12 protein-coding genes are annotated in these 14,515 nt (G+C 70.9%); 9 read left to right on the forward strand and 3 right to left on the reverse strand.

Translation table 11 applies throughout. The annotated features are described in order from the left end of the window. Window positions 1-17 precede the first annotated feature (17 nt). The 6 genes from K8Z49_RS09980 to K8Z49_RS10005 all read left to right on the forward strand — a co-directional run bounded on the left by K8Z49_RS09980 (window position 18) and on the right by K8Z49_RS10005 (window position 5,618). On the forward strand, window positions 18-254 hold the full coding sequence (locus K8Z49_RS09980) for a hypothetical protein (RefSeq protein ID WP_412518315.1): 237 nt from the start codon (window positions 18-20) through the stop codon (window positions 252-254). A gap of 180 nt (window positions 255-434) precedes the next feature. Next, the gene (locus K8Z49_RS09985) at window positions 435-1,346 is read left to right on the forward strand and encodes an LLM class flavin-dependent oxidoreductase (protein ID WP_111831363.1); all 912 of its coding nucleotides are present in this window, start codon (window positions 435-437) and stop codon (window positions 1,344-1,346) included. 35 nt (window positions 1,347-1,381) lie between these two features. Beyond that, window positions 1,382-2,377: an LLM class flavin-dependent oxidoreductase gene (locus K8Z49_RS09990; protein WP_021595042.1), complete on the forward strand. Its 996-nt coding sequence runs from the start codon at window positions 1,382-1,384 to the stop codon at window positions 2,375-2,377. Between the two features lie 91 nt (window positions 2,378-2,468). After that, a complete protein-coding gene (locus K8Z49_RS09995) occupies window positions 2,469-3,923 on the forward strand; it encodes a methyltransferase domain-containing protein (RefSeq protein ID WP_412518317.1) in 1,455 nt (484 codons plus the stop codon). Between the two features lie 123 nt (window positions 3,924-4,046). Next, a complete protein-coding gene (locus tag K8Z49_RS10000; RefSeq protein WP_075022013.1) occupies window positions 4,047-4,553 on the forward strand; it encodes a 2OG-Fe(II) oxygenase in 507 nt (168 codons plus the stop codon). Window positions 4,554-4,559: 6 nt separating this feature from the next. Next, window positions 4,560-5,618 carry a peptidogalycan biosysnthesis protein gene (locus K8Z49_RS10005; RefSeq protein WP_021595039.1) on the forward strand — a complete coding sequence of 353 codons (1,059 nt, stop codon included), beginning with the start codon at window positions 4,560-4,562 and terminating at the stop codon, window positions 5,616-5,618. On the opposite strand, the gene K8Z49_RS10010 is transcribed toward K8Z49_RS10005, so the two are convergent. Then, on the reverse strand, window positions 5,564-7,810 hold the full coding sequence (locus K8Z49_RS10010) for a lantibiotic dehydratase (protein ID WP_021595038.1): 2,247 nt from the start codon (window positions 7,808-7,810) through the stop codon (window positions 5,564-5,566). The genes K8Z49_RS10005 and K8Z49_RS10010 overlap by 55 nt on opposite strands. A gap of 165 nt (window positions 7,811-7,975) precedes the next feature. Here K8Z49_RS10010 and K8Z49_RS10015 point away from each other — a divergent pair, with 165 nt between their 5' ends. Genes K8Z49_RS10015 through K8Z49_RS10025 form a run of 3 tightly spaced genes read left to right on the forward strand, consistent with a single transcriptional unit; the run spans window position 7,976 to window position 10,613 of the window. Continuing rightward, window positions 7,976-9,010 carry an ABC transporter ATP-binding protein gene (locus K8Z49_RS10015; protein ID WP_021595037.1) on the forward strand — a complete coding sequence of 345 codons (1,035 nt, stop codon included), beginning with the start codon at window positions 7,976-7,978 and terminating at the stop codon, window positions 9,008-9,010. After that, a complete protein-coding gene (locus K8Z49_RS10020; protein ID WP_021595036.1) occupies window positions 9,007-9,831 on the forward strand; it encodes an ABC transporter permease in 825 nt (274 codons plus the stop codon). Before K8Z49_RS10015 ends, K8Z49_RS10020 begins: the two co-directional genes overlap by 4 nt. Beyond that, window positions 9,828-10,613, forward strand: coding sequence for an ABC transporter permease (locus tag K8Z49_RS10025; protein WP_024935938.1), 786 nt, complete (start codon window positions 9,828-9,830; stop codon window positions 10,611-10,613). The genes K8Z49_RS10020 and K8Z49_RS10025 overlap by 4 nt, the downstream gene beginning before the upstream one ends. 37 nt (window positions 10,614-10,650) lie before the next feature. On the opposite strand, the gene K8Z49_RS10030 is transcribed toward K8Z49_RS10025, so the two are convergent. Together K8Z49_RS10030 and K8Z49_RS10035 are read right to left on the reverse strand one after the other, a co-directional pair. Further along, the gene (locus K8Z49_RS10030; protein ID WP_412518321.1) at window positions 10,651-11,712 is read right to left on the reverse strand and encodes a hypothetical protein; all 1,062 of its coding nucleotides are present in this window, start codon (window positions 11,710-11,712) and stop codon (window positions 10,651-10,653) included. Beyond that, the gene (locus K8Z49_RS10035) at window positions 11,705-14,350 is read right to left on the reverse strand and encodes a type I polyketide synthase (RefSeq protein WP_021595033.1); all 2,646 of its coding nucleotides are present in this window, start codon (window positions 14,348-14,350) and stop codon (window positions 11,705-11,707) included. The genes K8Z49_RS10030 and K8Z49_RS10035 overlap by 8 nt, the downstream gene beginning before the upstream one ends. Window positions 14,351-14,515: the final 165 nt, after the last annotated feature.

The following is a 14,515-nucleotide window of genomic DNA, read 5'->3' on the forward strand; positions in this document are numbered from 1 at the left end:
GCGCGAGGTCGTCGCCGGTGCTCGGCCAGGTCCACATCCGCGCCCGTCCGGGCTGCCGGGACATCAAGGCGTTCATCTCGGAGAAGACCGATCAGCAGAAATGGCGCAAACGGCGTGGCACGGCAGGCGGGCGCCCGGTCGCGGGCGGCTCCCCCGCCTACGTCAAGTCCTGGCTGCGCGACCTCGCCCGAGATTTACCGGACACGGTCTGGTGGCAGGGCTTTCACGATCGGCGGCAGATGCTCTGGTCATGATGGTCGCCCGCTTCTCCTCGCCCGATGTCCACAGGCGGCCGGTGGCAGCAAGCTGCCGACCGTTTCCTGCCAGCGCGCGCGGATCGGAGCCGGCGGTCGCTTCGGTGAAACTGGGGAGCCAGCCCTTTCAAGATCGATACCGGGTCCCAGCCCCGAGGAAATCGCGGGAAGTGATGCGACATGACGTTCGCGCGACGGCCGCTCATCGTCTCGCCGCGGTATTTCAGCGCCGGCGAGCTGATCAAACGGGTCCAGACCGCCGACCATATCGGCGTCGACGAGATCTGGCTCGAGCAGCAGCCGGATCAGCGGGACGCGACCGTTTTCGCCGCCGCCTACCTGAATGCCGCCCCCACCATCAGGGTGGGCACCGCCGTGCTGCCGGTGTATGGCCGCCATCCGGTGTCGATGGCCCAGTCGGCGGCCAGCCTGGCGGAAGTGTCCGGCGGCCGTTACATGCTCGGCCTCGGCTTCAGCCACCAGTTCATCAACGAGTTCGTGCTCGGCTACAAACAGGGACCGCCCATCCGGGTAATGCGCGAGTACCTGTCCATCGTGCGGGAGCTGACCACGACCGGATCGGTCGACTGGGACGGCGAGGTCTTCACCGCCCACGCGCAGTACACCAGTCCGCGCCTGCCGGTGCCGTTCTACCTCGCCGCGCTCCGGCCGCAGATGATCCGGCTCGCCGTCGAGTTCTGCGACGGAATTCTCCTTCTGCTGTGCTCGCCCCGCTACATCCGGGAGCACGTCATGCCCGCCGTGCATGAGGCGTGCGCCGAATTCGGCAAGAGCGCGGACGAATTCCGCGTGCTCGTCAATCTCCCTGCTTACAGCGGAAGCGAGGTGGCGGAGCACCGGGCCCAGTGGGCGAAGTACGTGACGTCTTACCGGATGCTGCCCTACTACCGATACGTCCTGGACATCAATGGGAAGCACGACCCGGAGGTCTTGTCATTGATCGGGAGCCGAGAAGAGATCCAGGATCGGCTCGGTGAGTACCGGACGAGCGGATGCGTGCCTGTACCGCAGCCGATCGGCGCGTCCGTCGACGAGTTCGCGCAGACCGTCGAGGACTGCTTCCTGGACTGAATCCCGACCTGGCCCACCGACTTCCAGGAGCTCAGATGGTCACCCTGTACTGCACCGCACCATGGGTGCGAGAGCGAACGCCGGACGGCCTCGACCACCTCAACGAGGTGCCGAAGTGGGCGGAGCGGGCCGGCGTACGCGGCCTGCTGCTGTTCACCGACGGCGAGTCGATCGACCCGTGGGCGGCGGCCCAGTACATCGTCGAACGGACCGAGGAACTCGTGCCGCTCGTCGCGGTACAGCCCGCATACCTGCACCCGTACAGCGCGGCCCGATTGGTCACCACCATGGGCACCCTCTACGGGCGCAGGGTCGACCTGAACCTGATCACCGGAGGCTACCTGCCGGAACTGAACGCCTACGGCAGCTTCCTCAAGCACGACGAACGCTACGAGCGGCTGCTCGAATACGGCACGATCATGGGCAGGCTCCTCGGCGGCGAGCAGTCTTACACGCACCGCGGGAAGCACTACGAGTTCATCGGTGCGACACTGCGCCCCGCCTTGCCGGAGGGGTTGGCACCGCGGATCTTCGTCGCGGGGAACTCGCCGGCCGCCGTGAGGACGGCGGCCGCGCTCGACGCCACGAGGCTCACCTACCCGCACCCGCCGTCGGAGTACGACGGCGGCTCCGTCCCGTCCGGCAGCACGGGAATCCGTATCGGCATCATCGCGAGGGAGACGAGCGCCGAGGCCTGGCGCATCGCCCTCCGGCGCTATCCCGAGAATCCGGCCGGCCGGACGATGCGCGAGTTCACGGCGGGCAACTTCGACGCCGACTGGCACAGCGACCTGTGGAAGGCCTCCGGCCGCCCGTCGGACGCCGCCGGGGCGTACTGGCTACGTCCGTTCCGCCTGGTGCACGAGTTCTGTCCGTACCTGGTCGGCAACTACGAAGAGGTCGCGGAAATCCTCCTGCAGTATTTGCGGCTGGGCGTCACCACGGTGATCCTGCACTGCCCGGAAGCCGAGGAGGACGTGTTCCACGCCATGGCGGCGGTACGGCGAGCGGAAGACCTCGTTCCCTCATGAGCGGCCCCGCGAGCCTCAGCCGGGCGGTACCGCAGCGGCATCCCGGGTGCGTCAGCGGGCTCACGGCGACCGGCACGAGGAGGGCGCAGCGGTGAGCGACCTCCGGAAGGCGGCGTCCGGCACGCCGGCGCCGGACGTGGACGACCTTGTCCGTGCGGTGCTCGACGTGTGGTCCGCGGTGGTGGACCCCGGCGCGGTCCATGCCGACGTCACCATGGTCCAGGTCGGCCTGACGGTGGACGATGCGGTCGAGATCGTGTCGCTGCTGAACCAGTGGCTCGGATCGAACCTCACCGTCGAGCTGCTGTTCGCGTTGCGCACTCCGCGCCGGATCGCGGAGGTGCTCCGATCACGAGGAGTCGTACCGCCGCCCGGCGGCCGCCCGGCGCCCACCGCGGCGGCGTCGGATGGAACGGGGGCCGAGTCCGCGCAGGGCTGGCAGGGCTACTGGGAGACCACCTACCGGTTCTCGGGCGCGAACGCCGAGGACGGGTTCAACACGGCCGGCTGGTTCAACCACGACACGCCGACGTCGATACCTCCGCAGCACATGCGGGAGTGGGTGGACACCACGGTCCGGCGTCTCGACGCGCTGTCGCCGCGGCGCGTGCTCGACATCGGGTGCGGCGCCGGTCTGATCATGAGCCGGCTGGCCGCACGCCGCGACCGCTATCTGGGCCTTGACTTCTCGCTTGAGGCGATCGAGCGCGCACGGAGGCTGACCAGCGCCGACCCCGCATTGGCCGCCGTCGAGCTGCTGCACGCCGACGCGCGCTCGGTCGGCCGGATCACCGGTCCCTTCGACCTGGTCCTGCTCAACTCCGTGATCCAGTACCTGCCGAGTGTCGAGCATCTCTACGAGGTCATCGGCAGTGCGACCCGCGCGCTGGCCCCGGACGGGGCGTTCTTCCTCGGCGACATCGTCAACCGCGACCTGTCCCGTACGTGCCAGGTGATGAAGCTGGCGACCGGCGGCCCGGCCGAAACGACCGCCGGGGAGTTTCGGCGATCGGTGCGGGCGGCCATGGCGCGGACCACCGAGCTGCACCTCGCCCATGCCGACCTGGACCGGATCGCGAGCAGCCTGGGGCCCGGGTTCTCCGTGCGCACCCTGGTCCGGCGGGGACGAGCACCGACCGTGATGAACAGGTTCAGGTTCGACGCTCTGCTGTCCGCCACCGGGCGGGACGCCCGGGCGGCGGAGCGGCGGCTCGACTGGCGGCCGGAAGGGCCCTCGCCACTCGAGACGCTGACGGCCTGCCTCGACGATCGGGTGGAGAGCCTGGTCTTGCGATCGGTTCCGGACGCGCGCACCTGCCACGCCGTGCGGCTCGCCGAGGAGATCGACGCCGCCGCCGAGCACGAGACGCTCGGCCGGATCCGGCGGCGGGTCGTCCGGACCGAGTCCGTGCACCCGGAGGACGCATGGGCCCTGGGCGAGGCGCGTGGATACGGGGTCGCGGTGTCCCCGAGCGCGTCGATCGGTCACGTCGACATGGCGTTCGCGCTCGGCCGCGACGAGTGGGCGGCCGCGAGCCTGCGATGAGCTCCGGCGAGGTGTCCCCGAATTCGGCGACGTGCCCGCACCGGACCGGCCCGGACACGATGAGAAGAAGCGATGAAACGAGGAAAAATGCAGAATGTGTCGCAATCGGCACGTTCGTTCCCGATGTACGTCCAACGCGAGCTGATGACGCGGGAGGAGTGCCGCGAGCTCCTGTACACGGCGGACGCGTTCGACCTGTGGGTCGACTACGAGGTTCCGGAGGACGCGGTCGGGCACGTGGTGCGGCAGAGCATCTTCGATCTCCGGACGCACTTCGACGACCTCCACGAGCGGACGCTGCGCTTCCTCGCGGACGTGAACGACGAGTGCTGGGGATTGGCCCTCGACGGCTGGCACCAGCCGTTGCGCGTCGCGCGGTATCTGCCCGGCTACCGCCACGACTGGCACACCGACTACACGGACGCCGACGCGAGCAAGCTGGCCTTCTCGATGCCGCTCAACGACGGTTACCAGGGCGGCGAGCTCCAGATCCTGGAGGCGGAGCCGATCGACCAGAAGATCGGCCAAGCGGTCGTCTTCCCCGCGTTCCAGGGCCACCGTGTCACCCACGTGACCGCCGGCGCCCGCTACACGTTGCTCGGCTGGCTGACCGGTCCCCGGTTCGTGTGAGGCCGGATGCCACCGGTCGTCGAACTGCACACGTCCATCGCACAACTGCGCGCCCGGCACTCCGAGCTGCCCGTGGCCGATCAGAATCTGCGCGAGCTGGAACGGGTCGAGCGCCTGCGGCGGTTCAGCTCCATGACCACCATGTACCTGACCGCGCGCACCCGCTCGGGCGTGCACGGTCTGCTGCCGCTGTACCCGACATCCCGGTCCGCGCTGCCTGAAGAGACCGTCGCGCGATTGTTCCAGGAGGAGACCGACCCCGCGTGGCGGTCGATGATGTTGATCGGGTCGGACGCCACCGCGCCGAACAGCCTGGTATGCACGCCGGACACGGCGGCCGCGCTGGTCGAGGAGGCAGTCGCCATCAGTGTCCGCCACTCACCTGACCTGGTCTGCTTCCCGCATCTGAGCGACGCGCAGCACGCCGCGGTCCGACCATGTCTGGGAGCGGATCCCGAGTTCAGCGGGGAACGCGAGGAGGCCTACTTCGACCTCCGGTACGGCTCGTTCGACGAGTACGTCATGTCGCTGCCCAGGCAGCGCCGATCCCACATCCGCCGGGAACGCCGGCTGTTCCGGGAGTCCCGCGTCACCCTGCGCGAGCTGCCGCCGGCGGAGGTCGTCCACCTGGAGCCCTACCTGACCGGAGTGGAAAGCCGGTACGGGGTGCCGCCCCGGCCGGAGCTGCAACGGCTGTACCTGCGCACCACGGCACAAGCCATGGGCGACCGCGGCACCGCGCTGGTGGCGTCCGTGGCCGACCGGCCCATCGCGTTCACCACCCTGTGGGATCTCGGCTCCGTGTGGCGTACGCGGGTCTGGGGATGTGACGACACGCATCCGCTGGTCCGCGAGGCGGCGGTCTACTTCAACCTCATGTACTACGAGCCGATCATCCGGGCCGACGCGGCCGACGCGCGGCGGTTGTACGTCGGAACCGGAACGATCGAGGCCAAGACCCGGCGCGGGGCCAGGGTGCGCCGGCTGCGCAGTATCGGCTGGGCACCCGATCACGCCCGGTCCCGGGGCCGATCGACCGCGACGACCCTGAACTCGGAGGTGTAGCGCGCACCGCTTCCGTCGCGCAACCACAGCTCGTCCGGCGCGGGCAGCATCTCCACCAGGTCGATCGGCGCGTCGGGCGCCGCGCCGCGGATCGCCCTGGCCAGATTGTCCACGAGCAGCGGGGCCGCGAAGTCCACATGGAACGGTTTGGCCGCCGCCGGGGTCCGCACGAAGACGTGCCGCGGCATGCGCGCCTGTTCGGCGAAGGCGCGCATCCGGTCGTGTCCCGGATCCTCGCGCCGCCGCGCCGGAGTCCCGAACTCGCCGGCCCGGAACCGCCAGCTCCGCCGGCACACGACCAGGTCCCCCAGGGCCACCCTGGGCGCGAACCGGCTCGGCGGCCGCAGCCGGAACAGGTTGACCACGAGCGCGGTGACGAACTCGCCGAAGCATTCGAGCACCGGCGCGGCCCAGCCGTCCCGCTCCGCCGTGGCCATCAGCCGCCCGCCGGCCTCGGTCACCGACAGCGCGGTCGCCGGCGTGCTGCCCGCACCGGACGGGTGGCCGTCGTCGGCACCGTACGACCAGTAGCGGTACCGGCCAGGCGGGTCCAGCGCGGGCGGCGGGTAGGTGCGCGGTCCGACTTCTGGCGACGAGTTGGGGTAGACGGGCATGACACGTCCCGGTGGTGTGTCCGCGACGAGCGCCACCAGCTCCGACTCGTCGTCGGCCTGCGTGCGGAAGACCCGGCTCTCCAAAGTGTTGAGGGCGACGTGCAGTTCGCCGAGGACCCACCTCGCGCCACCACCGGCGCGGCGCAGCATCAGGTCGGGGCTATGGGTCAGCGCGGCGGCCCACAGCCGCCCGCTCGCGGGGAACAGCGTGTCGGCGCGGCGTCTGGCCTCCCCCACGTCGAGTTCGACGCCGGCCGCGCCGTCGGACAGGATCTGCGCCCAGCGCAGTTGGAAGTCCGCCACGACCGGGTCCAGCAGGTCGTTCCCCTGCGCCAGCACGTCGGCGGAGGCGAACTGAAGGTCGGCGAGCGAAACGCGGGCAGAGCCGGAACGCAGCTTGCGGTACCGCCGGCCCAACTCCTCCTCGACGGTCTCTCCCACCTGGCCCGCCAGCCACCTCGCGCTGTCGAGCAGGATGCCGAGCGGGGCCGCCAGACCGTCCAGCAGCTCCGCGCCCAGCTCGACGTCGAGATCGCGGCGGCAGTCGAGGTAGACCGGGGTCCGGCCCCCCGACGTCCGCCGCGGCACGGTGACGGCACGGTCACCGCCGCATGCCGCCACCCGCGTGCGGAGTCGGGCGAGCCGCTCGTGCAACGCCATGGCGCCGCTCGCCGAGGCCACTGCGCGGCGGTCCGCGTCCAGGGAGTCCAGTGTGGACAGCAACAGGTCGCGCTCGGCACAGTCGTCGGGCAGCGCGCGCACCTGGTCGCGGAGATGCCGCTCGGGGTGGGCGTCGAGCGGAACACGGAACCCGATCCGCACTATCCCCGCGCCGGCCAGCCGGTCCAGCGCCGCGACCGCGGCGGGTCCGAAGCGCGACTTCACCTCACCGACGGATCGAACCTCCCCCAGCACCCCCACGATCTCGGCCACCGCCGGGTCCAGCGGCACCGGGGGCCGGTGCGGCCGGAGAATCGACCCGTCCACCAGCGAGCAGGACGGGTTCAGCCGGACGGGAAGGTGGCGGCGCAGCGCGGGGTCGGCGGCCCAGGCCGCGGCGATCGCCTCGATCGCCCACACCTCGAAGAAGACCCCGGACCGCCGGACGCCGAAGCCGCCGGACACCGAGGTCGTGCCGGGCGACCACCGCGCCCAGGACACCGGGCCGAAGAACCCGATGGTGTCGTTCTTGGCGCAGTAGCGCTGCGCATAGCGGGCGATCAGCGCATCCCGTCGATCCATCCTGGACAGGCGGGGGCGTTCGCCCTGCGCCAGCGCGCGAACGTAGTCGCCGACCCAGTTGTCCATCGCGGGCGGGTTCTGCCACGCCAGGGCTCTCAGCAGGACGCCGTCCAGGAGCAGGCGGTCGACCGCCGTACGCGAGCGGGCGCGCAGTGCCGCGTCGCGCTCGGCTCCCGGAGGCATCGCCAGTTCGGCGGCGGCCGCCAGCGGGGCGAGCCGGTCGTACGGCAGGCCCGCCGAGCGCAGCGCGGCCAGCGGCCACATCGACCACCCGCGGTCGAGGTCGACCAGCCCGGCGCCCGGCGCGGCCGACGGTGCCGAGGTCACGGTGTCCATAGCCACGATCACCAGATGATGGACGTAGTACGAAACCGCGACAAGTCACCGTTATCCGGGACCTGGCGGCCCGCTGCCCCGCGAACAGGTGACAGGTGACGGGCAGGCGCGGCCCGGAAAATGGGCACGTTCGGCAAACCATCGACGTTGCGAGCGGTACAGCCTGTGAACGAGATTCAGGAAGGCCGGTGGACACCGCTGCCGCGCGGCACGGCGTCCGGCGGCGGCCCGGCGATCACCGTTCGAGATCTTCGTAGGTCATTCACCGTCCCGGTACGCGACGCCGGCCTCGGCGCGGCCATCGCCGGCGTGGTACGCCGCCGCACCCGCCGGGTCCTCGCGGTGGACGGGGTCTCCTTCGACATCCATGCCGGAGAGATCGTCGGGTTCCTCGGCCCGAACGGTGCCGGCAAGACCACGACGCTGAAGCTTCTCACCGGCCTGCTGCATCCCACCGGGGGCCAGGTGCGGGTCCTCGGTCACGTACCGGCCCGGCGGCGCCCCGACTACCTGACGAAGATCACTCTGGTCGCGGGAAACCGCAACCAGCTGCAATGGGACCTGCCGGTCGACGACTCGTTCGAGCTCAACCGTGCCGTCTACCGGATCCCGCACCGGGACTACCGGCGCATCCGCGATGAGCTGGTCGAGGCTCTGGAGATCGGCCCCCTGCTGCGCAAGCCGGTGCGCAACCTGTCGCTGGGCGAGCGGATGAAGGTCGAGTTCACCGGCTCGTTGCTGCACCGGCCGGCGGTGCTGTTCCTGGACGAGCCGACGCTCGGCCTCGACATCGTGATGCAGCGGCGGATCCGGGCCTTCGTGGGCGGCTACGCCGCACGGCATGGCGCGACGGTGCTCATGACCAGTCATTACATGGCCGACATCGAGGCGCTGTGCCGCCGCGTGATCATCATCGATGGCGGGCGCATCCTGCTGGACGACCGATTGGCCGGCGTCGGTGCCCGGTTCGGGTCGATGAAGGAGGTCGACGTCATCCTGAACGGGCCCGCGGACCTGTCGAGGTACGGCCTGGTCACCCGGGTCGAGCCGGGCCGGGTCCGGCTCCGGATACCGAAACACGACATCGCTGCGGCAACCTGGCACCTGCTCGCCAACCACCCGGTCGTCGACCTGTCCATATCGGACCCGCCGATCGAGGATCTGATCGCGACGATATTCGCCAACCGGGGACGGCGATGACCCGGGTCGCGGCGCGCGTGCGCGCGCGGGCCGGCTTCTATCGAAAGTCCGTCGCCGTGTCGGCGAGCAAGGTTTTGCAGTACCGGGTCACCAACTACCTGCTGATAGCCATCATCGCTACCGAGAGCGTCATCTACCTCATGCTCTGGCAGGCGGTCGCCGCGGCCGGCGGTGGCTCCGTCGGAGCGTGGACCCACCGCGAGATCGCCGCCTACTTCGTCGTGCTGGCCCTGGTGCGCAACATGACCCTGACGTTCAGCCCGTACGAATTCGAGGGCCGGATCCGCAGTGGGTCCTTCGCCGCCGCGCTCCTGCGGCCGATGCATCCGATCCATGCCGACATCGCCGAGAAGGGGGGCGAGAAACTCGTCACCATCGTCCTGTGGCTCCCGGTCACCGCCGCGCTGGCCCTGGTGTTCCGACCGGAGCTGACGGTGACCGCGGTCGAGCTCGTGGTCTTCGTCCTCGCCCTATGGGGCGCGTTCCTGCTGCGCACGCTGTACCTGTGGCTGCTCGGCATGACCACCTTCTGGACCACCCGGGCTAGCGCGGCATTCGACCTGTTCCTCGTCCTTGAGCTGCTCCTGTCCGGCCGGCTCGTGCCCCTCTCGCTGCTGCCGCCGTGGCTCGCGGACATCGCGGAGTTCCTCCCGTTCCGGTGGGTGTTCGGATTCCCCGTCGAGTCGCTCGTCGCCGATCTGCCGGCGCGGGAGCTGCTCGCCGGGCTCGGCATGCAGGCGTTGTGGGCGGCCGCGGGTAGCGGCGCGGTCGCGCTCATGTGGCGCTCCGCGGTCCGCCGGCACACGGCGGTGGGGACATGAGGGCCCCGCGGTTGGCGCTGCTGATGCTCCGCGTGCAACTGCTCAACGAGCTGCAGTACCGCGCCAACCTCGCCGTGCAACTGCTGCAGAACGTGCTCGCGCTGGTCATCGGCGTCATCACGATCGACCTCGTGTTCAGCCATGTCGACGACCTCGAAGGCTGGAGCAGACCTCAGCTACTGGTCCTCTTCGGCGTCTTCACGCTCGTCGGCGGGCTCCTCCGGATGATCGTCCGGCCGGTGTTCGCCAGGCTGGTCGAGGACGTACGCGAAGGTGGCTTCGACTTCGTCCTGGCCAAGCCCGTGGACACCCAGCTGTGGGTCAGCAGCCGCGCGGTGGACCTGTGGCAGGGCATCGACGTCCTCTTCGGGCTCGGTGTCATCGCCTGGGCGACGACGCTCCTGCCGGCGCAGATCCGGGTCACCGACGTCGTGATGTTCTGCGTCGCGCTCCTCCTCGGCACCGTCATCCTCTACTGCTTCCTGTTCTCCCTGGTCACGACGTCGTTCTGGTTCGTGCGCACAGAGGAGATCGCCGAGCTGTTCCAGTACGTGTACCAGGCCGGCCGCTGGCCGATGACCATCTACCCCGGCTGGCTCCGGGCGGCCCTGACCTTCGTCGTACCGATCGGGCTGTCGGTCTCCCTGCCCGCCGACGCGCTCCTGTCGAGGCTGTCGGGGTACACGCTGCTCGGCGAGTTCGCCGTCGCGGTCGCCTTCGTCGCCTTCACCCGGTGGATCTTCAGGGTGGGGATCCGGAACTACACCGGAGCATCCGCATGAGTCAACGCTCCAGCGCGACTCCCCCAGCGCTCACCGCTCAGCCGGTGACCGCGGACGCCCTCCGAACGGTCCACGAGTCCGCCGCCGCACCGAGCGTGGTCAACCGGCGCAGCCGGGCACCGCGCTGCCGCTTGGGCTCTAGCGCCTCGGTGCCGAAGTTCACCGATCGCACGCCGCGCTCGGCCGCCCGTATGAGCGGTTCGTAGAACACAAGGTTGAAGTACGCGCACGTCCCGCTGGTCAGCTCGTAGTCGCAGCCCCAGCAGCGCACCGACCAGTCCGGCCCCTGTTCCCAGATCACCGAGAAGGCCACCGGCGTCCGCCCGCGGCAGGCGACCAGTGTCGTGCTCGAACTTCGCATCGCCAGCCCCGTGGTCAGCAGGTAGATCTCGTGGACCTCCAGCGCATCCCGGCTGCCGTACTTGCGTTCCACGTTGTGCAGCAGCGGTGCCAGCTCGCGGACGGCGTCGACCAGGGGCACCTCGAACAGCCGCAGCGGCGACGCCGCGAACCGGCGCCGCTCCCGCCGGAACTGCCGCCGCCGGGCGGGAAGCGACGCGACGTACCCGTCGAACGAGGTGAACGTGACGTCGACGATCGCATCGCAGGACGTGCTCCGCGCGATGGACCGCGCGGGCAGCACCGCCGCGACCGCCGGAGCGATCTCGTCCTCGAGCTGCGGGACGCACACGAAGTCCGCCCCGTCGGCGGCCGCGAGCTCGACGCCGCGCTCGAACAGGGCGCGCAGCACCTCGACCCGGTCGGGGCCGCAGGCGGTCACCGCATTGGGCAACGTACCGAGCGAGCCGAGGCACACGGCCTGCTCCCATCGCGCGCCGACGGGCCCGAACAGCTCCGCCGGGTCGACCGCCGAGCCGCTCCGCCGCGGCACCGGGTACACGGGAAGCAGCCCGCGGAGCCGGCCGCCTCGATCCGTCGCGACCACGTACCGCACCTCGCCGCCCTGCGCCGCGTACAGCCGCTCGACCCGGAGCAGCTCGCCGGCCACGTGCGGGTGCGAGGCCGGTCCCTCGGTGAACCCGGCCGTGATCGGCTCGACCTGGTCGACGACGGTCACCGACAGCACGGGCTCAGCCATCCGGGTCGATGGGGACGTCGACCCAGAACCGCCGCCGGTCGTACGGATAGCCCGGTGCCGCGATCCTGCGGTAGCCGCGCCGCCCGAGGTGGCGCCAGTAGCCGACCGGCTCACCGTCGAGCCACAGCCGCACGAGGACGCCATCGAGATCGGTGTGCTCGCCGCCGCCCGTTCCAGTGAACTGCAGGACCCGGGACCGCCGACGGCGCAGGTCGCCGCGTTGGCCGAGCAGGGCACCGAGGGTCCGGTCCGGTCCGACCTCGACCACGGTGGCCGGGCCCGCGCCGAGCACCTCGGCCGCCGCGGCGTCGAAGTCGACCGGGTCCACGAGCAGGCGCGCCCAGAACTCGGCGGACGCCGCCTGCTCCGCGGTGATCTCCGAACCGCTCGTCCCGGACACCACCGGCAGGCGCGGTGGATTCGGTCCGAGCTCGGCCAGCATCGCCGGCCAGCGCCGCGCGACGCCGGCCATCGCCGGTCCGCGCATGGCATGCGCGCGGTGCAGGCGGCGGGTCGGGACATGGTTCGCGGTCAACCGGTCCGCCGCCGCGGCGATGGCGTCCGCCGGGCCGGAGATCTCCACCTGTCGCGGCGCGTTGACGGCGGTGACCGCCACACCGCCGGTGACCGCGGCGAGCACCTCCTCGGGACCCGCGGCGGCCATGAGCGCCTCCCCGCGGGGCGCGTCCTCGGTCAGCCGCGCGAGCGCGGCCACAGCGCGCAGCCCGGGCTCGAAGTCGAGCACTCCGGCCACCGCGCCCGCCACGAACTCGCCGAACCCGTGCCCGAACAGGACGTCCGGCCGGACGCCCCAGTGGATCAGGCAGTTCGCCAGTGTGTACTCCAGCACGTACAGCAGCGGCAGCGCCGCGACCGGCTCGGCGAGTGCCGCCGCGTCGCCCTTCGCCCACAGGGCGCGCAGATCGATGTCCAGCAACGGCTCCAGCACGTCAAAGGCCGCGTCCGCGCCGGCGCGGAAGCTCGGCTCGCTCGCGTACAGGTCGCGGAACGCCGCCGGCCGCGGCGCATCCGGCCCGGGAAAGGCGAACGCGACCCGCCGCCCGACTCCGTCCGGCCGGAGCACGCGGGCCCGGTTCCGCAGACCCGCGGCGGCGTCCCCCGCGTCGGCGGCGAGCAGGGCGGCGCGCACCGGTTTCGCGGTGCGCCCCACCCGCAGCGAGTGCGCGGCGTCCGGGAAGTCCCGTTCGGCCAGCGAGTCGAAGTAGGCGGCCAGCCGGCCCCGCTGCCGGTCGAGGACCGCCTCGTCGACCGCCGACCACAAGATCACCTCGGTGCTCCGGCGATCCCGCGCGGGCGCCTGCGCGGGCGGTGCCTCTTCGAGCACGAGATGCGCGTTCGTGCCGCCGAACCCGAAGGAACTGACCGCCGCCCGCCGCGGCCACCCGTCCTCGGCCGGCCATGGCACGGTCTTCGTCGCCACGGCGAACGGTGACCGGGCCCAGTCCACGCGGGTGGTCACCGCGTCCACGTTGACGCTGGCCGGGATGCGCCGGTGGTGCAGGGCCAGCACGGTCTTGATCAGGCCGGCCACGCCGGCGGCCTGACCGAGGTGACCGATGTTCGACTTGACCGAGCCGATCGCGCAGTACTGGTGCGGCAGATCGTCCCCGCCGACCGCCCGGAAGGCGTCCACCAGGCCGGCGATCTCGATGGGATCGCCGACCGGCGTGGCCGTGCCGTGCGCCTCCACGTAGGAGATGGTGCGTGGATCGACTTCGGCGGTGCGCAGCGCGCGCTGGATGCACTCGGACTGGCCGGCGATGCTGGGAGCGGCGAAACCGACCTTCCTGTCACCGTCATTGTTGATGCCCGAACCCCGGATGACCGCGTACACGGTGTCCCGGTCGGCGATGGCGGCCGGCAGGGGCTTGAGCAGCACCGCGCCGACCCCGCTGCCGAAGTTCGTGCCGCTCGCGCTCTCGTCGAACGGGCGGCACACTCCGTCCCTGGCCAGGATGCCGCCCGGTATCGGAAAGTACCCCCGGCCGACCGGGAACTCGACGTCCACCCCGCCGGCGATCGCCATCTCGCAGTCGCCGGCCCGGATCGACTTGCAGGCCTCGTGCACGCAGACGAGGGACGTCGAGCACGCCGTCAGGACCGTCATGCTCGGGCCGCGCAACCCGAGCCTGTACGCCGTGAAGGTGGCCAGGTAGTCCGGGAAGTTGCCGAGATCGACGGCCGCGTCCCCGACCATGTCGACCAGGTCGGGCCGCCGGTCCACGTGGTCGTACCGGTAGCGGTTCACGTTGGCGCCGGCGTAGAGGCCGATGTGGCCGTCGTAGGTCGTCGAGTCGTAGCCCGCATGCTCGAGCGCGGCATGCGCGGTCTCCAGGAAGAGGCGATGCTGCGGGTCGCGGATCTGCGCCTCCCGCCGGGTCAGCCCGAAGTAGCCCGCGTCGAACGAGTCGGCCTCGTCGAGCAGTGGACGCCGCCGGACGTAGTCGGGGGCGTCGAGCCGCTCCTGGTCGACCCCGTGGGCGCGCAGCTCGTCGGCCGACAGGGTCGTGAGGCAGTCCCGGCCGGCGAACACGTTGTCACGGAACTCGTGGATATCGTTCGCGGCGGGAAACCGGCCTGCCATGCCGATGATGGCGATCGGATCAGGTCTTCCCATCGCAACTCCTCCGAGGTGGCGTCCCGACGGTCCGGTGGCGACGGTCCGATGGCCGCGGGACCACCGGTCCATCGCGGCCCCAGTCTCGCCGCGCCCGGGACCAGCGGACATGTCCCGCAAACTCGTGACAGGCAGATGTCAGGCGCCGGTGGTTAGCGTGCCAAA

Origin of the sequence: Actinomadura madurae, from assembly GCF_047130825.1 — a bacterium.
Taxonomy (GTDB): Bacteria; Actinomycetota; Actinomycetes; order Streptosporangiales; family Streptosporangiaceae; genus Spirillospora; species Spirillospora madurae.